Raw genomic sequence first — 23007 nt, 5'->3', positions numbered from 1 at the left:
ATTGCACTCAGCTACATCTCATTGCAACATGCAAGTTGTAGCGGTGCGTTTATCTCCAGCATTATTGCAATCCAAATCTGGCTCTTACCAGCTAGATTCAAGTATTTCTGGATTTCCGTTGTTGATGGTGCCCTGAACGCAACGTAGCGTTTGCGATTATCCAAAAGATAATCGACAAGGAAGATCGCCGTGAATCAACCACTGTCCGATGCCGTCGAACTCCCCACCACCCGCCCGTCCGGCTGTCCCTTCGACCCGCCCACCGAGTTGGCTGCGCTGCGCCCGCTCGTCCGCATGAATTTCCCAGACGGCCATCGCGGTTGGCTCGCCACCGGATACGCGACGGTGCGCGCGGTCTTCGCCGACCCACGCTTCAGCGTGCGCTACGAACTCGGCCACAGCCCGCTCGCCGATGTGGGCCCGATGCCGCCCGCGCCGCCCGGCGACATGCTCGGTGTCGACGCGCCGGAACACACCCGATACCGAAAGTTGCTGGCGGGCAAGTTCACCGTGCGCCGGATGGCCAAGCTCACCGAGCGGATCGAGGCGATCACCGCCGACCATCTGGACACCATGGCGCGCACCGGCGGTCCGGTCGATCTGATCGATGCGTTCGCCTTCCCGGTGCCCGCGCTGACCGTGTGCGAGTTGCTCGGCGTACCCGCCGCCGACCGCGACACCTTCCGTCAGTACGTAGCCGTCGTGAACGACATGAACGCAACCACGGCGGAACGGACGGCGGCCTACATTGCGGGTGAGGGATACCTCCGCAAGCTGGTGGCCACCAAGCGCGCGGAACCGACCGACGACATGCTCAGCGACCTCACCGACACCGATCTCGACGACGACGAGCTCGCCGGCGTCGGCACCCTCTTGCTCGGCGCGGGCCTGGATACCTCGGCAAACATGATCGCGCTCGGCACCTTCGCGCTGCTGACCCATCCCGATCAACTCGCCGAACTACGTGCCCGGCCCGAACTCACCGACCAGACCATCGAGGAGCTGATGCGCTACCTGAGCATCGTGCACACCTCGTCGCGGACCGCGCTCACCGATGTGGAACTGGACGGACAACTGATCAAGGCGGGGGAGACGGTCGCGCTGTCGGTGCAGGCGGCCAACCGCGATCCGGCCAAGTTCGACGAACCGGACATCTTCGATATCCGGCGCAGCGCGGTCGGGCACGTCGGCTTCGGGCACGGCGTCCACCAATGCCTCGGCCAGCAACTGGCCCGCGTCGAGATGCGGATCGCGTTGCCCGCCTTGGTGAATCGCTTCCCCACGCTGCGTCTCGCGGTCCCGGCGGCGGACATCCCGCTGCGGCACGACATGGACATCTATGGCGTGCACCGGCTCCCCGTCACTTGGTAGGAGGCGCCCATGAAGATCATCGTCGACCGGCATCGCTGCATCGGCGCCGGGATGTGCGTACTCCTTGCCCCTGCGGTATTCGACCAGGACGCCGTCGACGGAAAGGTGCGGTTGCTCGATCCCGCGCCGCCACCTGGTGCGCTGGCGAGCACCCGGGAGGCGGAGCAGGTTTGCCCGTCAGGGGCGATCAGCGTTGTCGCGGACGGGGACTCGTAGCACCGGCACTCGTCACCGCACCGCGCAGCGCGACCCGCGCTTCAGCTGTGCCGAGCCGTTCAGCTGTGCTCGTTCAAGTACTCCAGATAGAACGGCCGCAACACCTCGGCGATGTCACCGTCACCGGCGTGCAAATAGTCGTCGAGCAGCGGCAGCACGTACTTGATGTCCACTTCGCTCTCGCCGAGGTTGCCCGCCGCGGCCTCGGCGGCCGGGATCGAGCTGAGCAACCGCCACAGGAACTTCACGTCCCCGTGCCGCACGGCCAGCTTCACCGCTCGATCGTGCAGTTCCTTCGACGACAGCTTCTCCAGGTCCTCGTTACCGGCCATACCAGCGACTCTAACGGGCGCGGCCGGGCCCGGTCTGCCCCCCGCCGGAACCGAGGGACGACAACTCCCGCCGACCGGCAACGATCGGGTTTCCTCGCAGGTGCGGCGTGAGGTTAACGACAAATTCACGGACACGCCTACCGGTGCGGGAGCGGGGAAGCATAGTTCGGCGGTAGCGTCGGTGGTGCGGGCCGCGGCGGTGTGGCTCGTACGGGAGGTCCTGACCGTGACTGAGCTATTCAGTACGAGGGGGCCGGCACCCGGCCCTCGTGGCATCTGACGGCAACGTCAGGTCCATCAGGACGGACCGGTCCAGCGAGATCGTTCGTGCGGGTGCCGCGCGGACACAGAGGAGCCCACCGTGACTGCTTCACGCTCCGTTCCCGCTCCCTCGGCGCAATCCCGTTCCGCGAAAGGCGGAACCGCCGCGAAGGGGGCACACCCCTCGCAATCCCTCGCCAATACCTTCGTTATCGATACGTCGGTCCTTTTGTCCGATCCGTGGGCTTTTACCCGGTTCGGTGAACACGACGTCGTGCTGCCGCTGGTGGTCATCAGCGAACTCGAAGGCAAACGGCATCACCATGAATTGGGCTGGTTCGCGCGGGAAGCCCTGCGCAACCTGGACGATCTTCGCCTGCAGTTCGGCAGGCTGGATCAGCAGGTGCCGATCGGCACCGAGGGTGGAACGCTGCAGGTGGAATTGAACCACACCGATCCCGCGGTCCTTCCGGTCGGATTCCGCACCGACACCAATGATTCCCGAATCCTGGCCTGTGCATTGAATCTGGCGGCCGAGGGCCGCCAGGTGGTGCTCGTGTCCAAGGATATTCCGCTGCGGGTCAAAGCGAGTGCGGTGGGCTTGCAAGCCGACGAATATCACGCACAGGACGTCGTCACTTCCGGCTGGTCCGGAATGGTCGAGCTCGACGTCAGCTCGGCGCAGATCGATCAGCTCTACTCGGAGTCCGTGCTCGATGTGGACGACGCCAGAGAACTGCCCTGCCACACCGGAATCCGATTGCTGGGCAGTAGTTCCAGTGCGCTCGGCCGGGTCACCCCGGACAAGCGGGTCCAATTGGTGCGTGAGCGCGAGGCGTTCGGCCTGCACGGCCGTTCCGCCGAGCAACGCATCGCGTTGGATCTGCTACTGGACGAGAGCATCGGCATCGTCTCGCTCGGCGGCCGGGCAGGCACCGGCAAGTCCGCGCTCGCGTTGACCGCGGGCCTGGAGGCGGTGCTGGAGCGGCGAACTCAGCGAAAGGTGGTGGTCTTCCGTCCGCTCTACGCGGTCGGCGGCCAGGAGCTCGGCTACCTGCCCGGTAGCGAGAGCGAAAAGATGGGCCCGTGGGCACAGGCGGTCTTCGACACGCTCGACGGACTGGCCAGCCGCGAGGTGATGGAGGAGGTGCTCAGTCGCGACATGTTGGAGGTGCTGCCGCTCACCCACATTCGCGGTCGATCGTTGCACGACTCGTTCGTGATCGTCGACGAGGCACAGTCGCTCGAACGCAATGTGTTGCTCACGGTGCTGAGCCGCCTCGGCACCGGGTCGCGGGTGGTGCTCACCCACGACGTGGCACAGCGCGACAATCTGCGGGTCGGCAGGCACGACGGGGTGGCCGCGGTGATCGAAAAGCTCAAGGGGCACCCGTTGTTCGCCCACATCACCTTGACCCGCAGTGAGCGCTCGCCGATCGCGGCGCTGGTGACCGAGATGCTGGAGGAGTACGGCCCCAACGCCTAAGGCGGGTGGTGTGTTTCCCCTCACACTCGGCGGGTAATATCCCGGCGATAGCTGTTCGGTATGACCCGGCGTGTCCCTGGTGGATTCGCCGGGTCATTGTCGAACAGGGGCCTAGGCTGCCAGCGGCGTCGCCGAGTCGGGGACGCCCTCGGTAGCCACTTTCGAGAGGATGGAAATGCACCACTTCGCTCGACGAACGGCTGGATACACTGCCCTGCTCGCCGCCGCCGGCCTGATCGCCACCGGCTGCAGCAAGGATGACGACGACAAGAACGACAGCGCGGCCTCCTCGGCCGCGGCCATGATGACCACCACCACGGTCCCGATGGGCACCACCGAGGAGCACACCTCCGGTGCCGCGGCGGAGACCAAGATCGCGACGCAGCGCGGCGACATCACTGTCTCCGGGCACATTTTCGACAAGTACGTGCAGACCGGCGGCCCGGCGGGCCCGCTCGGCGCTCCGCTGGAAGCGCAGGAAGACGGACCCGACGACGGCAAGTACCAGGACTTCGTCGGAGGCACCGTCTACAAGGCCAAGGATGGCGAGCCGCACATCGTGTGGGGCGAGATCCGCAAGGCTTGGGAAGACAACGGCGGTGCCATGGGCAAGCTCGGCTACCCGGTCAGCGACGAGAAGGACATCGCGGGCGGTAAGGAGAGCGACTTCTCGGGTGGCACCATTACTTGGGTGGACGGCAAGACGACCGTCACGCCGAAGTAGTCGGTTCGGCGTCCGGGACGTTCCCAGCTGGTCCCGGACGCCCGTCCAGTCTCATTCATTAAATCCCCGTATCGCGGGCTCAGCCGCTAGGTTGTCTAGGTGCAAACTCTCTTGACCGATCGCGAGTTGCTCGAATCCCTCGCGCTGGACGTGGAATCCATCCTGCGCCGGCACATCGACGCCGCCGACGGGTGGCAGCCGCACGACTACGTGCCGTGGGACGACGGCCGGAACTTCGCGTTTCTCCACGGTGTCGACTGGGCTCCGGATCAGTCCGAGCTCAGCGATGTCGCCAAGCTGGCGTTGACCGTCAGCGTGCTGATCGCCGACAACTTGCCCTCGTATCACCGCGAGCTCGGCAAGTATCTGCGGACCGGCGCGTGGTGGCGCTGGGTCGGCCGGTGGACCGCCGAGGAGAACCGCCACGAAATCATGATCCGCAACTTCCTCATGGTGACCAGGTCGGTGGACCCGGTCGAGCTGGAGCGGTTGCGGATGGCGCACATGACCACCGGCTTCCGCCGCCCCGGCATGCACCTGCTCGACGTGCTCGCCGCCTGCGCTTTCGAAGAGGTCGCGGCCGCGATCCGGCACCGCAACACCGCGGCGCTCGGCGAAAGCCCGATGGTCACCGCGATCGCCGAGCGCATCGCGCGCGACGACGAGCTGCAGGCGATCGTCTTCGCCGATCTGGTCGACGCGGGCCTGAACCTCGCGCCCGATCAGACAATGCGCGCCATCGCCGACCAGGTCGCGGCTTTCAAAGTCCCCTCGGTGACCCTGGCCGACGGGCGCAGCAGCGATGAGGTGCTCGCCGAAGCCGGGATCTACGACCCAGCCAAGCAGGACGAGTTGGTCTTCAAGCCGATGCTGCAGCGGTGGAACGTCTTCACTCGGACCGATCTCGGCGAAGTGGGCGAAGCGGCCCGCGCCGAACTCGCGCACCTGCGCGACTGAAGTACCCCCGGTCGGCGCGTGGTTTTACCGCGCCGACCGGATTCTTTCCTTTTTCGCGTCGTTGTGATGAAACACACGCGGCATTGCCAGCGATTAGCTGAGTACATCCGCATTACGCGGTATCAGGGAAAGGAAAGAAATCATGATCACAGCAATTGTCAACGGCCTCGTCGACCTCTTCGGTGTCGGTGCGAAGGCGTTTCTCGCGGCACTCGGCATTCTTGTCTGACGCCACCGCACGGGTGTGTCAGCTCTGTGCGACACACCCTCCACTCGTTCGAGCCCCACGTTGGATGAGCATGAGGGTGTCCAACGTGGCGCTCGACAGGCGTCTACCTATTCCGCGTCTTTAACTTTCGCCATCGAAAGCACGTCCAGTCGACGGTCCAGTTCTTCTTCGGTCAGCTTCTCGTCGAGCAGACCGCGGTCGATAACTGTCTGACGAATTGTCTTCTTCTCCTTCAACGCTTCTTTGGCGACCGCCGCCGCCTCCTCGTAACCGATTGCCGAATTCAACGGAGTCACGATGGAGGGGGACGACTCGGCCAAGGTGCGCAGGTGGTCGACATTGGCGACCAAGCCGCGCACACACCGGTCGGCGAAGAGCCGGGAAACGTTGGCCAGCAGCCGAATCGACTCGAGCAGGTTGCGTGCCATCACCGGGATATAGACGTTGAGTTCGAAGGCGCCGTTCGCGCCGCCGAACGCGACGGCGGCGTCATTGCCGATCACCTGGGCGGCGACCTGGGTAACCGCCTCAGGGAGTACGGGATTGACCTTGCCGGGCATGATCGAGCTGCCGGGCTGCAGGTCGGGCAGCTGCAGCTCGGCCAGGCCGGTCAGCGGCCCCGAGCCCATCCAGCGGATATCGTTGGCGATCTTGGTGAGGCTCACCGCGACGGTGCGCACCGCGCCGGACGCCTCGACCAGACCGTCGCGCGCCGCCTGCGCCTCGAAGTGATCCTTCGCCTCACGCAGCGCGTCGATGCCGGTCGAGCGGACCAGCTCCGCAACCACTTTCGCGCCGAAACCGTCGGGCGCGTTCAGGCCGGTGCCGACCGCGGTGCCGCCGATGGGGAGCTCACCGAGGCGCGGCAGTGTCGCCATCACGCGTTCGATGCTCGCCGCGATCTGCCGGGTGTAGCCGCCGAACTCCTGACCGAGGGTCACCGGCACCGCGTCCATCAGGTGGGTGCGACCCGACTTGACCACGGTCCGCCACTCGGTCGTCTTGTCCAGCAGGACAAGTCGCAGGTGCTCGAGCGCGGGCACCAGGTCGGTGATGACCGCCTCGGTGGCGGCGAGATGCACCGCGGTGGGGAAGGTGTCGTTGGACGACTGCGACATGTTCACGTCGTCGTTCGGGTGCACGGTGACGCCGTTCGCCTTCGCGATCGAGGCGATCACCTCATTGGCGTTCATGTTCGAGCTGGTGCCCGAGCCGGTCTGGAACACATCGATCGGGAACTGATCGTCGTGCTTGCCGTCGGCGATCTCGCCAGCCGCGGCGATGATCGCGTCGGCCTTCGCGGGGTCGAGCAAGCCGAGATCCCGATTCACCTTGGCGCAGGCGGCCTTCAGCAGGCCGAGCGCGCGGATCTGCGCGCGCTCCAGGCCGCGTCCGCTGATCGGGAAGTTCTCCACGGCCCGCTGGGTCTGCGCCCGCCACAGCGCGTCCACCGGTACCCGCACCTCGCCCATCGTGTCGTGCTCGATCCGGTACTGCGTCTCCTCGGTCATGATTTCGACCATATGCCGCAGCGGTCCCTCATGGGGCTGCCACGCCTGTAGTTATGCGCACACGTGCGGAGCGGAATAAGAAAAGACGCGCAGGCAAGATGCCCGCGCGTCTTCGTGGAGCTGGTGGGTGGGTCAGGGCAGCGGCGGGACCGCGTGCTCGTCGCCGATGAAATCGACCGAAGAGTACTCGCGCAGCTTGGTCAGGCGGTGGTACGCATCGATCATGCGAACCGTGCCGGACTTGGAGCGCATCACGATCGACTGGGTGGACGCGCCGCCACCGTAGTAGCGCACGCCGCGCAGCAGATCGCCGTCGGTGACGCCGGTGGCGCAGAAGAAGACGTTGTCGCCCGCCACCAGATCCTCGGTGGTGAGCACGCGGTCCAGATCGTGGCCCGCGTCGATCGCCTTCTGCCGCTCCTCGTCGTCGGTGGGGGCCAGCATGCCCTGCAGTTCGCCACCCATACAGCGCATCGCGGCGGCGGCGATGATGCCCTCGGGGGTACCGCCGATGCCGACCAGGATGTCGGTGCCGGAGTCGGGGCGGGCCGCGGCGATGGCGCCCGCGACGTCGCCGTCGGAGATCAGCCGGATGCGCGCGCCCGCGTCGCGGACCTGCTGGATCAGGTCGGCATGGCGCGGCCGGTCCAGGATGCAGACGGTCAGGTCCGACTTGGACAGCCCCTTGGCCTTGGCGACCCGCCGGATGTTCTCGCTGATCGGCACCGAGATATCGATCACGTCGGCGGCGTCAGGGCCGACCGCGATCTTGCTCATGTAGAACACCGCGGACGGGTCGAACATCGCGCCGCGCTGGGCGACCGCGAGCACCGCGATGGCGCCGGGCGAGCCCTTCGACATCAGCGTGGTGCCGTCGACCGGGTCCACCGCGAAGTCGACCTCGGGGCCGGTGCCGTCACCCACCAGCTCGCCGTTGAACAGCATGGGCGCCTCGTCCTTCTCGCCCTCGCCGATGACCACGACGCCACGCATGGACACCGAGTTGACCAGCTGCCGCATCGCGTCGACGGCGGCGCCGTCGCCCCCCTCCTTGTCGCCGCGACCGACCCAGCGGCCGGCGGCCATCGCACCGGCCTCGGTGACGCGGACCAGCTCGAGCGCGAGGTTGCGGTCCGGCGCCTCGCGGCGGCTCGGTGTCGGGGAAGATGCCGTCATTGCGGGGTGCCTCCTGTGCGTCGGTACGTACCGGTCGATTGTCTCACTCGGACTGAGACGGGCGTACACCCTGCTCTCGGGAGCGGGGTGCACGGGCGACGCCCGAGCGGGCGAGTGGATACTGGGAGCGTGTCGTACCAAAAGCCACGCATCCTGAACGACTACCGGGATCTGTTCTGGTCACTGATCCCGTTGGTGTTGATCGCCGTGGTTTTCGCGGGGCTCGCGAGCCAATGTAGTTTCGGCGCAAAGGGTCCGACGCAGGGACAGATCCCGCACTTCGATGTGCAGGCGGCCCTGACCTCCGACGCGCGCACCCTGCCGTTCCCGATCCGGAACCCCGCGGTGCCCGCCGACTGGACCCCCAACTCCGGCAGCCGCGAATCCATCAGCGGCACCGGCGGCGGACCGGTCAGCACTGTCGGCTATATCACTGTGCAGGGCGCCTACATGCGGTTCACGCAGAGCAACGCGACCGAGGAATCGCTGGCCCGTTTCGTCCTCGGCTCCCGCTACGCCAGCGGCACCGAACAGATCGGCGACCAGAAGTGGATCGTCTACTCCGAGCCCGGCTCCGAACCGGCCTGGATCACCGATCTCGGCCAGTCGCGCGTGCTCATCACCGGCGCGGGCAAGAAGGAAGCGTTCACCACCCTGGCCCAGGCCATCACCGCAGCTCAGCCCCTCAAGCCCTGACTCGGGACGGATCGACCCCGCAAGATTAGGGTCGTGCGCCACGGCCGGATGCGCCGAATACTGCTTGCGGGCGGGGATTCCGACGAATTCGGACGGATCTGATGAAGAAGACCTTCGCCACCCTCGCCATCGCCACCATGCTCATGACACCGGCCGCAATCGCAACAGCCACCCCGATCGCACCCCCCACGACCGTCGCCGACACCGGCTCGGCCTCGACCGGTTCCGCAGCCGAATACCTCTGCCGGGTCCTGCGCATGCTCCGCGCCGGATACGTCGACAGCTCAGGCGGCGGCCCAGCCTGCACCTTCCCCTGACCGCCGCGGTCAGCGGTGGCTGACTACGTTGACGATGGTGCCGCTCGGGTCGCGGACGAAGAAGCGGCGGACGCCCCATTGTTCGTCGGTCAGGGGGTACATGATGTCGGCGCCTGCTGCGGTCAATGTGGCGTGCACGGCGTCTACGTCATCTACTTCGACGCTCATGTTCGGCTGGAGCTTCTCCGCTCCGGGGCCGATCAGGAGGACCTGGGCGGTCGGGTTGGACGGCGAGACCATGGTGACGACCCAACCGAGGTCCATCGCCTCTTCGAAGCCGAGCGACTTGTAGAAGTCGCGGCTGCGCTCGATGTCGGTGGTGTGGATGTCCGGCGTGGCGCGGCGGATCGTCATTCGTCGTCCTCGAGGTCGGTGCGCGAGAGCGCGTCCTCGACGCGTTTTCTGGCACCCGCCAGATGTTCCTCGCAGCGGTTCGCCAACGCCTCGCCCCGCTCCCACAGGGCCAGCGACTCGTCGAGGTCGAGGCCGCCTTGCTCGAGCATCTTCACGACATTGACCAGTTCGTCGCGGGCTCGCTCGTAGCCGAAGGTGGCGATCTCGGCCAATTCGGTCTCGGCATCCTTGCCGGGCTCGGCCAAGGTCAGCTCCTCCTTGTTTCGGTGTCGTCCGTCACGTTCTGCCTGGTGCTCGGTGGCTGAGCGCCCAATGCCTTGGTACCCAGCGCGGCCGCGGTCACGGCACCATCGGCGACCCTGATGCGCAGCTGGCTGCCCGCGGGCGCGTCCTCGATCGTGCGCACCACATGCCGCTCGGTGCCCGCGACGCGTTGCACGACAGCGTAGCCACGAGCCATGGTGGCGGCCGGGCCCACCGCGGTCAGCTTCTCCCGCAGGTGGCGGGTCGCGGTGGCCTCGGTGCGAATGAACTGCTCGGCGCAGCGGCGGGCCGACGCCCGCAGGCGCTCGACTTCCTCACGGCGGCGGTCGATTTCGCGCAGCGGGTCGGCGAGCACGGGGCGCGAACGCAGTTGGGTCAGCGCACGGGTCTCTCGGTCGACCCAGCCACGCAACGCGGCGGCGGAGCGGGCGCGCATATCGCGCACACCGGCCAATTCCGCGGCGGCATCGGGCACGACCCGCTTGGCGGCGTCGGTCGGAGTCGCGGCGCGCAGGTCGGCGACGAGATCACTGAGCGGGTTGTCGGGTTCGTGGCCGATCGCGCTGACGATCGGAGTGGTCGCGGCGACGATGGCGCGGCACAGCGCCTCATCGGAGAAGGGCAGCAGATCCTCGACGCTGCCGCCGCCACGGGCCAGCACGATCACCTCGACGGCCGGATCACGATCGAGCTGGGTCAGCGCCTCCAGCATCTGCGGCACCGCGGTCGGTCCCTGCACGGCGGTATTGCGGATCTCGAAACGCACCGCGGGCCAGCGATTTCGGGCCACGGTCAGCACGTCGCGTTCGGCGGCGCTGGCCCGGCCGGTGATCAGGCCGATGGTCTTGGGCAGGAACGGGAGCGGGCGCTTGAGCCGGGGATCGAAGAGTCCCTCGGCCGCCAGCAGCGCCTTCAGCCGCTCGATGCGGGCCAGCAGTTCACCGATGCCGACCGGGCGAATCTCGATGACGCGCAAGGACAGTGTGCCGCGGCCGGTGAAGAAGGAGAGCTTCCCGTAGACCACGACCCGGCTGCCTTCCTGCAGCGGGATCGGGGACTTGCGGATGAGGTCCGGGTCGCAGGTCACCGACAGCGACATGTCGGCGGACGGGTCGCGCAGCACCAGGAACGCGGTGCGGGTGCCAGGTCGCAGATTGATCTGGGTGATCTGGCCCTCCACCCAGATGCTGCCGAGCCGGTCGATCCACTGCGCGACCTTGATGGCGACAGAGCGGACGGGGAACGGCTGCTCGGCGGAACTTCCCGGGGCCGCGGGGGCCTGGGGTTGGTCGGCGGAGTTCGCCGCCCCAGGAGCAGAGGCGCGTTGTGCCGCCGGTGGTGTGGCTGCCGCGGTTTCGCGCGGAGGGCCGGATGTTTCCCGGCCACCCGTCGACGGTGAGATCCGGGGTTCGGTCACTGGGCCCGCACGGTGGCGATCCGATTCGTCAGCATGGTCACGAACGGCGCCCTGGCACGGGTCTGCTGCTCGTAGTCAAGCAGCGCGGTGAGGTCTTCGACGGTCAGCATGCGCAATCGGGCGCGTAGTTGAGCCAGCGTCATGTTGGCGTAGTCGTAGCGGGTGGCTACTTCCGGCTCGCTGATCGCCGGGGCGGGGTCTTCCGCCCGGACGATCTCCGGTTCTGTTTCCGGTTCCGGCTCAGCGGTTTCCAGCTCGGCGATGGTCGGTACCGGTGCGGTGTGGCCGTTGCGCTCGGCGGCGCGGGCGGTGGCTTCGAGCGGTTCGCGGGTGAAGGCGGACGGTTCGGGTTCCTCGGCGGCGTACAGGTCGAAGCGGCTGCTGCGGGCTGTACTGCTGGGGGGTTGCTCGGGGGTCAGGTCCTCGTCGAAGGTTGCCCACTCCGGCTGTTCCTCCGGAGCGTTGGCCAATCGGTCGAAGACCGCGTCGCCCTTGAGCGCCAGGCTGGTCACGAACTGCTGGACATGCATCGTCGTCTGCAGCATCTGGCTGATCGCGGTGATCGGGAAATTCATTGCGGCCGTAGGTAGCCGACGAGTTTCCTCGATGGCGTAAACGGCGGCACCGGCGGCTACCCGGGCCAGGAACGGTGGTCGAAACATGGTCCTAGCCTGCCCGAAATGGTGTGCTATGCAAAGGTCGGGGCTCACCGGACTGATTCTGGCCCATGAAACGGCGCGCTCGGAGCACGCCTCGCCGCCGCGCGAAGAGTTCGCCGGGCGCGCTGCCCGGACAGCGGTTGGTCGGCCGACGCACGTAAGCTGTCGGCATGTCCTCGGCCATACCCTTGAACGTCGGAATCGCCCGCTCAGCGGGTGCCGGAACCGCCGATCCCGTCGGCGGCAAGCGGGTGCTGCTCGCCGAGCCGCGGGGGTACTGCGCCGGCGTGGACCGGGCGGTGGAAACCGTCGAGAAGACCCTCGAAAAGCACGGTGCGCCGATCTACGTGCGCAAGGAGATCGTGCACAACCGCCACGTCGTGGAAACCCTGCGTGAGCAGGGCGTCATCTTCGTCGACGAGACCGATGAGGTGCCCGAGGGCTCGGTCGTCGTGTTCTCCGCGCACGGTGTCTCACCTGCGGTGCACGAGTCCGCCGCCGCGCGCAACCTGCACACCATCGACGCGACCTGCCCGCTGGTGACGAAGGTGCACCAGGAGGCCAAACGCTTCGCCCGCGACGACTACGACATCCTGCTCATCGGCCACGAAGGCCACGAGGAAGTCGAGGGCACGGCGGGCGAGGCGCCCGAGCACGTGCAGCTGGTGGACGGCCCAGCCTCGGTCGACAAGGTCACCGTTCGCGACGAGTCGAAGGTGATTTGGCTCTCACAGACCACGCTCAGCGTCGACGAGACGATGGAGACGGTCCAGCGCCTGCGCGAGCGCTTCCCCGCCCTGCAGGACCCGCCGAGCGACGACATCTGCTACGCCACCCAGAACCGTCAGGTCGCGGTCAAGGCGATGGCACCCGAATGCGATCTGGTGATCGTCGTCGGCTCGCGCAACTCCTCGAACTCGGTACGCCTGGTCGAGGTCGCCCTCAACGCCGGCGCCAAAGCCTCCTACCTGGTCGACTACGCCCGCGAAGTGGATCCCGCCTGGCTCGACGGCGTCCGCACCATCGGCATCACCTCGGGTGCGTCCGTGCCGGAGATCCTGGTCCGCGGCGTCCTGGACATGCTCGAAGAGCACGGCTACGCCGACGTCCAGCCGGTAACCACCGCAAACGAGACTTTGGTCTTCGCCTTGCCCCGCGAGCTGCGCACGGCCCGTCGCTGACGCGATTCGGTCGGGTCGGTTCGGTTCGGTAGGCCAGCCGGGCTGCACAGAGTTTCGGCGCGTGGCACAGACGAGCCTGCGTTGATCGTTAAATGCGTGGCCCTGGTGCGGCTGGGCTGGCACTATCGCCGTCATGCCAGCAGCCGTGACGCCTGATCACCTCGCCGCTCGCACAGCGCGGGCGTTCGAGGCAGCCGTGGCGGCTGGGCGTGATCGCGGGCTCACGGTGAACGACGCGACTGTGCTGTACGACGTGTTCTCCGTCGTCGTGCATCTCGCTCCGGCGCCGGTGGTGGTGCGGGTGCCCACCGTGCTGCCGTCGTATCTCGACCTCGATGCTCAGGCAGCGCGACAGCGGGTCGAGCTCGATGTGGTGGCGTGGCTTGCGGAGCAGGGAGTTCCGGTGATTGCGCCGAGTCCGCTGGTGCCGAGGGAGCCGGTGCAGCGCAACGGCTTCTCGATGACGTTCTGGCAGTTCGTCGAGCAGGACAAGAACGTCGAGCCCGACTACGCGCACAACTCTCGCTTGACCGCCGACCTGCATGCCGCGCTGCGCGGCTACCCGGGCCAGCTGTCGTTCCTGTCTGCTGCCGAACCGGAGATGATCACAGCGGGACTGGCCGACCTCGACAGGCGTCCGGACCTCATCGACCCGGCTGACCTCGACCGCGCGCGGCGGGAATGGGCACTCCTGGAACCTGTCGTCCGCTCGCGCGCGGCATTCGAGGCGGCGTTCCCCGGCATCGATCTCCAGCCGATCCATGGGGACGCCCCCGCGGCCAACATCCTCGCCACCACGGGCGGCGAACTGTACGGCGACTTCGAGCTGGTCACCCTCGGCCCGGTCGAATGGGACCTGGCATCCATGGGTTCCGATTGCGAGGCCGCGTACAACTCGGCCGCGCGGCAACTAGGTCAGCGTCAGCTGGACGAGCGTGTGCTGCGCTTCGTCGACGCCGTAGGCATGTGCCGGGTGGTGGCGTGCCTTGCGCTGGTGCCGCAGTTGCCCATGCTCGCGGAGGCACTGAAACCGTCCATCGAGCACTGGCGGTCTACGCCTTTTGCCGTCGATCTGGGTAACTGAACCGAGACCTATAGGTTCTCGGGCCTGCGGCGTTCGGTGCGGCTCGAATCACGTTCGCGGTAGCGAACATTGGGCTGCGGATGCGGTGGCGGCATTTCACCGCGACGGCGGGGGGCGTTGCCGCGGGGTGGCTCGTTGTCCGTGCGCGGGACCGCGGGGGCGGGGCGGACTGGCCCGCGGGTAGCCGGGCGACCTTCGCGTGGGCGAGCGGGTGCGGCGACCCGAGGCGGGGCGTCGGCCACCGGGGGTGTGGCGCGGCGGCTCGGCCGTGGGGTGTCTTCCTCGGGATCGAGATCGTCCGGCTCGTCCTTGGGGCGCCGTGCGCGGCGCCGTGCCGATTCGGCGAGGGAGGCGGCGCTGGTACGTCCGGAGCGCGGGCGCTTGGCGGCGCGCCCGCCGCTGTCACCGCGCCCGCCGCTGTCACCGCGACGGGACTCCGTGCCGCGGCCGAACGGTTCGCCGCGGCGCTGCATCATGATGCGCGCGCCGCCGATCAGCAGCACGAGCACGGTGGCCAGCATCATCGTGGGGAATCGCTCCACCAGCGGGACGGCCAGGTTCAACAGGATGTCCTTGATGGAGGTCGCGGGCCGGCCGGTCAGCTGCTGGTAGGCCAGTGGGACGGCCACCGACAGCAGCAGCGGCGGCAACACCATGGTGGTGAACAGGCCGCGGTAGCGGACGGTCAGCACGGCTGCCAGACAACCGACGACGTACAGCGCGGCGAAAGTACCGGTCAGGTCGGTACTGTCGCCGTTCGCATCGATCAAGAACCCTAGAAACGTGCAGGCAACCGCGATCAGGACCGCCGCGCCCACCGGGATGCCCGGGACCGTCGGCAGAATCGAACGTTGCGGCGCGGGCACCCGGGTTCGCACACGTTGGGAAGCAGCCACATTATGAACACTAACCTTCGCCGCGCCCGACGGCGTTATGGCACGGCGGTTGCCCGGGGCTAATCGCCGGCCTCGGCGAAGCCCACCGCGCGTGGCCAGGAATCCACCCGATGGATTGCCGGTACCTCCTGTTCCGCGATTTCCAGGTCGTGCAGTTTGCGCGCGGTGACCATGACCCGCGATTCCACCGACGCCACGGTGTAGTTGAAAGCGTCGACGGCCTTACCGAGTTGGGCGCCGAGGCGGTCCAAATGCCTGCCGGTCATGCCGAGCCGGGCGTACAACTCCTTACCTAATTGCTGAACGGTTGCCATATCTCGGGACAGCGCTTCCTGCCGCCAGCCGAACGCGACCGTGCGCAGCAGCGCGATGAGTGTGGTCGGCGTCGCGAGGATCACGTTCCGGCCGAACGCGTACTCCAGCAACTCCGAGTCCGTGGTCAGTGCGGCATCCAGGAATGGATCGCCTGGCACGAATAACACGACGAATTCCGGCGCCGGGTCGAAGGCCGCCCAATACGCCTTGTCGGCCAGCTGGTCGATGTGCCCGCGCAGGTGTTTCGCATGCCTGGTCAGATGCTCGGCCCGCAGATCGGGATCGTCGACCGTGCTGGCATCGAGATAGGCGCTGAACGGCACCTTGGCGTCGACCACGATGTGCCTGCCGCCCGCCAGGTTCACCACCAGGTCGGGCCGGACGCTGCCGGTCCGGTCGCTGGAGCCGTCGCCCCGGGCGGCGCGGGTCACCTGGGTGTCGAAGTCGACGTGCCTCGTCATCCCGGCGAGTTCGACCACTCGCTCCAATTGGATCTCACCCCATCGCCCGCGCACCTGCGGCGCTCGCAACGCGGCAACCAGCTGACTGGTCTGGCTGGTGAGTTGCAGTGAAGTACGCTGCATTCCCGCGACCTGCTCGCGCAGGCTCGAATAGGCGTTGATCCGATGGTGCTCGACCTGTTGGATGTGCTGGTTCAGCGCACCGACCGCTTCACGCAGCGGATCGACCATGGCCCCGATCGCGTGCGAATGTCGCCGCGCCGCATCCTCGTTCGCCGCAGTGAGCGACTGCCGCAGCAGCCGCTCGTTGTCGGTGGCCGCGGCGAGTCTCGCCTCCGCTGCCGTCGCCCGATGTCCGGCGCGCGCGGCATGGCCGAGCCAGCCGAGCCCTACCCCTGCGGCGAACACCAGCATCAGTGCGACGAGCATCGGTGCGGTCATAGCGCAGATAGTGCCGCACCCCACCGACAAGAACTCTTCGGTGGGCAATTACCCAGCGCCGTGTCGGCAAACTTACCCAGCGCCGTGTCGGCAAACGACAGTCAAGGCGCGCAGACAAATCCACGTTGGAGCGAAGGAAACACCTGCGGACACGCCGCACCACGAGACGGCTATCCGACACGGCGGGTCCGGCAATTGAATTCTGTCGGTCCTCTCGCCTACGGTTTCGCGGATGCGGATGCTGCACACCTCGGACTGGCACATCGGGCGCACGTTCCACGGGGTCGATCTGCTTGCCGATCAGGCTCGTTCACTGACCGCGATCGCGGAGCTGGTGGCCGAGGAGTCGGTCGACGTGGTAGTTCTGCCCGGCGACGTGTACGACCGGTCCATTCCGAGTGCCGACGCGATCGCGGTGTGCAACCGGGGATTCGAGGCCATCCGCGCGGCCGGTGCTCGGATCGTCGCCACGTCGGGCAACCATGATTCGCCCGCCCGCCTCGGCGCGGGTGCGAGTTTCGCGGCCGCGGGCGGACTGTATCTGCGCACCACTGTCGCCGATGTCGACCAGCCGGTACTGCTCGATGACGAGCACGGTCCGGTGGCGTTCTACGGCATTCCTTACCTCGAGCCGGAGATCACCCGTGCGGAACTCGGTGTGCCGCAGGCGCGTTCGCACGCCGATATCCTCGACGCGGCAATGCGCCGGATCCGTGCCGACATCGCCCAACGCGACGGCACGCGCACGGTGGTGCTCGCCCACGCCTTCGTCGTCGGCGGCGAGGCGACGGGCTCGGAGCGCTCGATCTCGGTCGGCGGTGTGGAGACGGTGCCGATGGGCGCCTTCGACGGCATCGACTACGTCGCGCTCGGCCATCTGCATTCGCCACAGACCCTCTCGGAGTCCGTGCGCTATTGCGGGTCCCCGCTGCCGTATTCGTTCGCTGAGAGCTCACACCGCAAGGCCGTGTGGCTCATCGAGCTCGATGCCGCAGGGTTGCATTCGGTCGAACGCCGAGACCTACCCGTGGTCCGCGGCCTGACCAGACTCACCGGAACGCTCGACGAGTTGCTTACCGACGCGAGCCACGCGCCCGCAGAGGAGCACTACGTTTCCGCGGTGCTCACCGACTCGACCCGGCCGGTCGACGCCATGCGCAAGCTGCGCGAACGATTCCCGCACGCGGTGCACGTCGAGTGGGTGCGACCGGAGGGCAACCCGGAGCTGCGCTACCGTGAGCGAGTGCACGGCCGCCGCGACACCGAAGTAGCGCAGAGCTTTCTCACCGACGTCCGCGGTGCGCCGAGCGCGGGCGAAATGGCCTGGCTCGAACGGGCACTGGCGGCAGCGGTCGCCGAACCGGATCGGGTGCCGACGGCCACCGACTCGACAGCGGAACTCTCCGCGTGAGGGCGCGGCCTACCGCGCGCCAAGTACCGCGGCCCGCCACGCGTCCAGCACGGCGGCCCATCGCTGGCCGAGCACCGTTGCTTGCCGCTGGCCGAGCACTGCGCCGTGGTGCTCATCTAGTACTGCGCCCCATCGCTGGCCGAGCACCGTTGCCTGCCGCTGGCCGAGCACCGCTGCCTGCCGCTGGCCGAGTACCACGTCGCCGAGCACCGCGGCCCGTCGCTGGCGGAGTACCGCGGCCCGCCGCTCGTCCAGTACCGCGGCCCGCCGCTCGTCCAGCACTTCGCCCCGCGGCGCACGGTGGTGCGGCTGCATGAGGCTGCACCGGCTGGAGATGACCGCGTTCGGCCCCTTCGCCGAGACCGCCGTCGTCGACTTCGACGCGCTCGGCGCCGACGGGCTCTTTCTGCTGCACGGGCAGACCGGCGCGGGCAAGACCACGGTGCTCGACGCGATAGCGTTCGCCCTCTATGGCCGGGTCCCTGGTGCCCGCGGCGAAAGCAAGCGCTTGCACTCCGATCACGCGCCGGAGCAGACGCCGCCGCAAGTGATCCTGGAGGCGACCCTCGGCGGGCGGCGGCTGCGATTGACCCGCATCCCGGAATTCGAACGTCCGAAGCTGCGCGGCACCGGTATGCGCACCGACCCGCCCAAGGCGACCCTGGCCTGGCTGGACGGGCGCGGCGAAAACCTCTCCCGGATACCCGATATCGGGGACGAGATCATCCGACTGCTCGGCATGAGCGCCGACCAGTTCTTCCAGGTGGTGCTGTTGCCGCAAGGCGATTTCGCGCGATTCCTGCGGGCGGACAACGAGGACCGGGAGAAGCTGCTCGAAAAGCTCTTCGACACCGAGCGTTTCGGCAGCGCCGAACAGTGGCTCGCCGACAAGCGCCGCGCCTCGTCCGCCGACCTGGATTCCCGTAAACAAGGTATCGACCGGCTGATCGCGCAGGTGGGGGTCGCGGCCGGAGTCGGCGCGGCCGAGACCGCGGGCCCGCTGGAGGCCGTCAGCTGGTCACAGGACCTGCTCGCCACCGCACGCACCGACCTGACCATCGCGGCCACCGAAGCCGAACGCTGCCAACAGGAGTCGGTCCGGGTCCGCGCGCTCGCAGAGGAACAACGCCGCCTGCACGAGCTGCGCCGCCGAATGTCCACCGCCCGTAAGCAACTCGACGACTACGCCGTCGCCGTCGACCACCGCACCGCCCTGCAGGCCGAACTCGAACTGGCCCGCCGCGCCGAGCCGGTCGCGGCCGCCATCGACGAAGCCCGCGACGCCGTCATGCAGATGCGCCGTCGTGAGGGCGAAACCATCAGCGCGGCACGGCAATTGGCCGCCCGTCTGCTCGAACCCGGTGGTGCCGACCTCGGCGGCGTCGAACTCGTACAGGTCGAGTACGCCGCACCTGACCACCAGGATGCCGACGGAATCCGTGTCGAGGCAGCGAGTGCGGGAAACGGGGAGTCAAGAGTCCGACCGGGGCGTGCGGATAGCCATGGCGCCCTGGTGGCGGCTCAGTCCGACGATCCGCCGGTCATCAGGGACGACGCCGACATTGATGCCGCGATTCGCCGCTGGAGCGCGCAGATCGGCGGGTTGGACGAGGTGCAGGCCGACGCGAAGTCGGCCACCCGGCTCACCCGCGAGTTGGCGGGGCTGCGTGACGAGGACGCGGCCCTCAATACCCAGGTGACCAAACTGACCAGGCTGCGGGAGCAACTTCCCGGCTCCCTCGCGACCCTGGAGGCCCGCCTGCGCGAGGCCACGAACGCGGCCGCCATGCTCCCGACGCTGACCGCCGAATGCGAACGGTTGCAGACCGCTGCCGCCGCCGCGGTCGAACTAGCGTCCCGCAGAACAGGTCTGGACCACGCCAGGGTGGAGTTCGAGGCGGCCCGCGCCGCCCACAACGACGCCAAGGAACGCGTTCTCGACTTGCGCGAGCGCAGGCTGGCAGGAATGGCCGCCGAACTGGCCGGTGGTCTGATCGACGGCGAGCCGTGCGCGGTCTGCGGTTCCGCCGAACACCCCGCGCCCGCTCGTCCCACCGCTACCGCCGTCGCCAAGGACGCCGAAGATGCCGCGGTAGCCGCCGAACGTGCCGCCGAGGACGCCCGCGACCGCGTGCTGGCCCGAATCACCGCTCTGGAGCGCGAGATCGAGGCGCTCACCGCGCGTGGTGGTGACGCCGACCGGGTCGAGTTGGCCGCCGCTCTGCGCGCCGCCACCGACCGCTACGAGGACACCGCCGAACTGGCGGCCCTCGCCGACGGTTTGACCGCCGAACTCGCTCGCTTGCGAACCGACGAGTCCCGCCTGCACGACGAACTCCGCGAATCCGATTCGCGCAGAAGCACAGTCGCCGCGAACATCGCCACCGCGACAACCCGCCTCGCCGAACTCAACGACCGCCTCCGTGCCGCCGCGGGTGCCGACGAAACCATCGACCGCCGCCGCGCCCGACTCACCGCTCTGGTCACCGACGCCACCACGCTCCGCGACGCCCGTGCCGAAGCGGCCGCTGCCCGTGAACAGGTGGCGGTGATCGCCGACCGAGTCGAAAACCTAGCCCGCGCCGCAGGTTTCGTGCCTGAACAGGAGGACACCGAACCTACCTCCGATAGCTCCGATGTCGACCCGGGCGGTTCGGCCACCGCACCGCGCGACGACGTGGCACGGCTGACCGCGTATGCCCGAGTCGTCAACGCGGCCAGTCGAACTCCGCAACGGCAGGCGGAGATCGAAGCTGAACTGGTTTCCGCCGACCGCGCGCGGGCACACGCGCAAGCGGTTCTCGCGGAACCGGAGATCCAGGCGGCGGAAGTCGTCGAACCCGGTGACCTGGCCGAGCTCGAGGCAATGGTCGCGGCCGCACAGGCACAGCTGAACGCCGCCGTCGCCGTGCACGCCGAGGCGGGCAGGCGGGTAGGCCTGCTCGAGGACCTCGGCGGCCAGCTGTGGGCGGCAGTGGATCGAATCGCCCCATTGCAGCGCACCCACGATGAACTGGCCGGTCTCGCCGAGGTGGTCGCGGGCCGCGGCGAGAACAACCGCCGGATGTCGCTGCGCTCTTATGTGCTCGCCGCCCGGCTGGAAGAAGTGGCCCAGGCGGGTTCGCTGCGCCTGCGCCGAATGTCGGGCGGCCGTTACGAATTCGTCCACTCCGACAAGGCGGGCCCGCGCGGCCGTCGCGGCGGACTCGGACTGGACATCCGCGACGACTACACCGGCGCCATTCGCCCTGCCAAAACCCTCTCCGGCGGCGAGACCTTCATGGCCTCATTGTCGTTGGCGCTCGGCCTGGCCGATACCGTCGCCGCCGAATCCGGCGGCCTCGTGCTGGACACCCTCTTCATCGACGAGGGCTTCGGCGGCCTGGACGCCGACACCCTCGACGCGGTCATGGGCGTCCTCGACGAACTCCGCGCGGGTGGGCGCGTGGTCGGCGTCGTCAGTCACGTCGACGAGATGCGCCAGCGCATCCCCAGCCGCCTGCACGTCCGCCGCGGCCGCACCGGCTCCCACCTCGAAGCCACCGTCGCCTGATTGCGTAACCGCCTGGCCGGGAGGCGCAGTCGCTTGTCGCTTGATCGCGTGGCCGTGTCTGACGGTGAAGCGCTGTGCCACAGTCGCTTGTCGCCTGATTGCGTAACCGCGCCAGGCGGAAGCGCTGCGGCACAGGCGCTTCGGAGTTCGTCCGATCGATCGTGGGCATTACCAACATGCGTCCACGGCGTAGAGCGGTCAGCTGTGCGCCGACACCGCACTCGTCACCGGCTGCTCGACCCGTCTATCGCGCAGCAGCACCACCGTGAGCAGGCAACCCACCGCGGCGAGCCCGGCCGCCGCGCCGAATGCCACACCGAGACCGGTGCGATAGGCGACATCCAGGTCGGCGGTGGACCGCTGTGCGACCATCTCGGCGAGCAGCAACACCGCGGTGACACCGAGCCCGGAGCCGACCCGCTGCGCGGTGTTCACGATGCCCGCCGCGATACCCGCGTCCGCGGTGCCGACCGAGGTGACGGCGGGCGCGGTGACGCCGACGAAGGCCGCGGGCAAGCCGATGCCGAGCAGCACCGCGCCGGGCAGCACGTGGATGAGGTAGCTGCTGTGCTCGGGTGTCCAGGCGAACCAGATCATCGCGATCGCCTGCAGACCGAGACCTGCCGCGAGCACGCGCCACGCACCTAGCCGGTCCAATGCGTAGGGCAGGACGGTCCGGGAGATGACGATGTTGACGACGGCCACGGGCAGTACCGCCAAACCGGATCGGGTCGGGCTGTAGTCCTGGGTGTTCTGCAGATACAACGCCAGCAGCGCGAAGGTCGGCACGTGCGCGGCGCCGACAAGGGCGTTCACCGCCGCCGAGCCACTCACCTTGCGTATAGCGAACAGCCGCAACGGCATCAGCGGATGCGAACTGCGGGATTCGATCAGCACGAAGCCGCCGAGCAGCAGCAGACCGACGCCGAGCGAGGCGGCCGCGAGGGTGCGCGTACCGCTGTCCGCCAACGCGCCGATGGCGTAGCCGATGATCAGCAGTGCCGAGGTGCCGACGATGGCGCCGGGCACGTCCAGCCTGCCCGCGGTGTCCTTATGGCGGCGATCGGCGGGCAATAACCGGACGCAGGCCAGGGCGAGCACGCCCACCGGCAAATTGATCAAGAAGATCGACGGCCAGCCGAACGCGTCGGTGAGCGGTCCGCCGACCGCCGTGCCGATGGCCGCGCCCGCTGCTCCCATAGCGCTCCACACGCCGAACGCCCGATTCCGCGCGGCGGGTGTAGTGAAACTCGCGGTCAACAGCGCGAGCTGAGCCGGAATCACCACGGCGGCGCCGACGCCCTGGAGGGCACGCGCGGCGATCAGCAACGCGGGAGTTCCGGCGAAACCGGCCAGGGCAGAGGCGATGGTGAACACCGCCAGCCCGGTGACGAAGACGCGTCGCGGTCCGAACAGGTCCGCGACGCGCCCGCCCAGCAACATGAATCCGCCGAATGCCAGCAGGTACGCGTTGGTCACCCAGCCGAGTCCCGCTTCGTCGAGACCGAGGTCGGCGCCGATGCTCGGCAGCGCCACGTTCAACACTGTCGTGTCCAGGAAGATCACCAGCTCGACGACCGTGATGAGTAGCAGGATCAACCGGTCTTTCGGCCGGAATACGGCTCGTTCCGTCATGACGAGTCCTTTCACTAGAGTCACGCTCTAGTGAGAGTTTCACTGAAGTGTGACTCTAGT

22 protein-coding genes are annotated in these 23007 nt (G+C 67.9%); 11 read left to right on the top strand and 11 right to left on the bottom strand.

The genetic code is table 11. The features are described 5' to 3' along the window. The first annotated feature begins 189 nt into the window (after positions 1-189). Together KV110_RS35350 and KV110_RS35345 are read left to right on the top strand one after the other, a co-directional pair. The gene (locus KV110_RS35350; protein ID WP_218471478.1) at positions 190-1371 is read left to right on the top strand and encodes a cytochrome P450; all 1182 of its coding nucleotides are present in this window, start codon (positions 190-192) and stop codon (positions 1369-1371) included. A 9-nt stretch (positions 1372-1380) separates the two neighbouring features. Then, positions 1381-1587, top strand: coding sequence for a ferredoxin (locus KV110_RS35345; protein WP_218471477.1), 207 nt, complete (start codon positions 1381-1383; stop codon positions 1585-1587). Between the two features lie 59 nt (positions 1588-1646). On the opposite strand, the gene KV110_RS35340 is transcribed toward KV110_RS35345, so the two are convergent. Further along, entirely contained in the window at positions 1647-1919 is a 273-nt protein-coding gene (locus KV110_RS35340) for a hypothetical protein (protein ID WP_218471476.1), read from the bottom strand. A 361-nt stretch (positions 1920-2280) separates the two neighbouring features. On the opposite strand from KV110_RS35340, the gene phoH2 reads away from it, so the two are divergent. The 3 genes from phoH2 to KV110_RS35325 all read left to right on the top strand — a co-directional run bounded on the left by phoH2 (position 2281) and on the right by KV110_RS35325 (position 5347). After that, positions 2281-3666: an RNA 5'-3' helicase PhoH2 gene (gene phoH2 / locus KV110_RS35335; RefSeq protein WP_218471475.1), complete on the top strand. Its 1386-nt coding sequence runs from the start codon at positions 2281-2283 to the stop codon at positions 3664-3666. A gap of 175 nt (positions 3667-3841) precedes the next feature. After that, the gene (locus tag KV110_RS35330) at positions 3842-4390 is read left to right on the top strand and encodes an LGFP repeat-containing protein (RefSeq protein WP_218471474.1); all 549 of its coding nucleotides are present in this window, start codon (positions 3842-3844) and stop codon (positions 4388-4390) included. 99 nt (positions 4391-4489) lie between these two features. After that, positions 4490-5347 (top strand): acyl-ACP desaturase, encoded by an 858-nt coding sequence (locus KV110_RS35325; protein ID WP_246634172.1) that lies wholly within the window; start codon positions 4490-4492, stop codon positions 5345-5347. 336 nt (positions 5348-5683) lie between these two features. Here the strand turns inward: KV110_RS35325 and KV110_RS35320 are convergent, their stop codons facing one another. Beyond that, on the bottom strand, positions 5684-7087 hold the full coding sequence (locus KV110_RS35320) for a class II fumarate hydratase (RefSeq protein ID WP_218471473.1): 1404 nt from the start codon (positions 7085-7087) through the stop codon (positions 5684-5686). 132 nt (positions 7088-7219) lie between these two features. Continuing rightward, positions 7220-8263 (bottom strand): class II fructose-bisphosphatase, encoded by a 1044-nt coding sequence (gene glpX / locus KV110_RS35315; protein WP_218471472.1) that lies wholly within the window; start codon positions 8261-8263, stop codon positions 7220-7222. 129 nt (positions 8264-8392) lie between these two features. Between glpX and KV110_RS35310 the strand changes: the two genes are divergently transcribed. Next, complete coding sequence (locus KV110_RS35310; RefSeq protein WP_218471471.1) at positions 8393-8959, top strand: DUF4245 domain-containing protein; 567 nt, start codon at positions 8393-8395, stop codon at positions 8957-8959. Between the two features lie 101 nt (positions 8960-9060). Continuing rightward, the gene (locus KV110_RS35305) at positions 9061-9276 is read left to right on the top strand and encodes a hypothetical protein (protein WP_218471470.1); all 216 of its coding nucleotides are present in this window, start codon (positions 9061-9063) and stop codon (positions 9274-9276) included. 9 nt (positions 9277-9285) lie between these two features. Here KV110_RS35305 and KV110_RS35300 read toward each other — a convergent pair whose 3' ends face one another. Genes KV110_RS35300 through KV110_RS35285 form a run of 4 tightly spaced genes read right to left on the bottom strand, consistent with a single transcriptional unit; the run spans position 9286 to position 11973 of the window. After that, positions 9286-9630: a VOC family protein gene (locus KV110_RS35300; RefSeq protein WP_218471469.1), complete on the bottom strand. Its 345-nt coding sequence runs from the start codon at positions 9628-9630 to the stop codon at positions 9286-9288. Beyond that, positions 9627-9875 carry an exodeoxyribonuclease VII small subunit gene (locus KV110_RS35295; protein ID WP_218471468.1) on the bottom strand — a complete coding sequence of 83 codons (249 nt, stop codon included), beginning with the start codon at positions 9873-9875 and terminating at the stop codon, positions 9627-9629. Before KV110_RS35295 ends, KV110_RS35300 begins: the two co-directional genes overlap by 4 nt. A 2-nt stretch (positions 9876-9877) precedes the next feature. Then, positions 9878-11311, bottom strand: coding sequence for an exodeoxyribonuclease VII large subunit (gene xseA / locus KV110_RS35290; RefSeq protein ID WP_218471467.1), 1434 nt, complete (start codon positions 11309-11311; stop codon positions 9878-9880). Then, positions 11308-11973, bottom strand: coding sequence for a lipid droplet-associated protein (locus KV110_RS35285; protein WP_218471466.1), 666 nt, complete (start codon positions 11971-11973; stop codon positions 11308-11310). The genes xseA and KV110_RS35285 overlap by 4 nt, the downstream gene beginning before the upstream one ends. Positions 11974-12140: 167 nt before the next feature. Between KV110_RS35285 and KV110_RS35280 the strand changes: the two genes are divergently transcribed. After that, positions 12141-13151, top strand: a complete 1011-nt coding sequence (locus tag KV110_RS35280) for a 4-hydroxy-3-methylbut-2-enyl diphosphate reductase (RefSeq protein ID WP_218471465.1) — start codon at positions 12141-12143, stop codon at positions 13149-13151. A 133-nt stretch (positions 13152-13284) separates the two neighbouring features. After that, complete coding sequence (locus tag KV110_RS35275) at positions 13285-14235, top strand: phosphotransferase (protein WP_218471464.1); 951 nt, start codon at positions 13285-13287, stop codon at positions 14233-14235. A gap of 8 nt (positions 14236-14243) precedes the next feature. Here the strand turns inward: KV110_RS35275 and KV110_RS35270 are convergent, their stop codons facing one another. Both KV110_RS35270 and KV110_RS35265 read right to left on the bottom strand, forming a co-directional pair. Beyond that, a complete protein-coding gene (locus tag KV110_RS35270) occupies positions 14244-15131 on the bottom strand; it encodes a DUF6542 domain-containing protein (RefSeq protein WP_218471463.1) in 888 nt (295 codons plus the stop codon). Positions 15132-15190: 59 nt separating this feature from the next. Then, positions 15191-16348 (bottom strand): DNA recombination protein RmuC, encoded by a 1158-nt coding sequence (locus tag KV110_RS35265; protein WP_218471462.1) that lies wholly within the window; start codon positions 16346-16348, stop codon positions 15191-15193. A 232-nt stretch (positions 16349-16580) separates the two neighbouring features. Between KV110_RS35265 and KV110_RS35260 the strand changes: the two genes are divergently transcribed. Beyond that, a complete protein-coding gene (locus KV110_RS35260; RefSeq protein ID WP_218471461.1) occupies positions 16581-17759 on the top strand; it encodes an exonuclease SbcCD subunit D in 1179 nt (392 codons plus the stop codon). Between the two features lie 9 nt (positions 17760-17768). Here KV110_RS35260 and KV110_RS35255 read toward each other — a convergent pair whose 3' ends face one another. After that, a complete protein-coding gene (locus KV110_RS35255) occupies positions 17769-18074 on the bottom strand; it encodes a hypothetical protein (protein WP_218471460.1) in 306 nt (101 codons plus the stop codon). On the opposite strand from KV110_RS35255, the gene KV110_RS35250 reads away from it, so the two are divergent. Then, the gene (locus tag KV110_RS35250) at positions 18073-21312 is read left to right on the top strand and encodes an AAA family ATPase (RefSeq protein ID WP_218471459.1); all 3240 of its coding nucleotides are present in this window, start codon (positions 18073-18075) and stop codon (positions 21310-21312) included. The genes KV110_RS35255 and KV110_RS35250 overlap by 2 nt on opposite strands. Before the next feature lie 198 nt (positions 21313-21510). Here the strand turns inward: KV110_RS35250 and KV110_RS35245 are convergent, their stop codons facing one another. Then, complete coding sequence (locus KV110_RS35245; RefSeq protein ID WP_218471458.1) at positions 21511-22947, bottom strand: MFS transporter; 1437 nt, start codon at positions 22945-22947, stop codon at positions 21511-21513. Between the last annotated feature and the right edge of the window lie 60 nt (positions 22948-23007).

It is taken from the genome of Nocardia iowensis (assembly GCF_019222765.1).
GTDB lineage: Bacteria > Actinomycetota > Actinomycetes > Mycobacteriales > Mycobacteriaceae > Nocardia > Nocardia iowensis.
The sequence above is the reverse complement of the archived record's forward strand: the minus strand, read 5'-3'. Positions and strand labels throughout refer to the sequence as shown.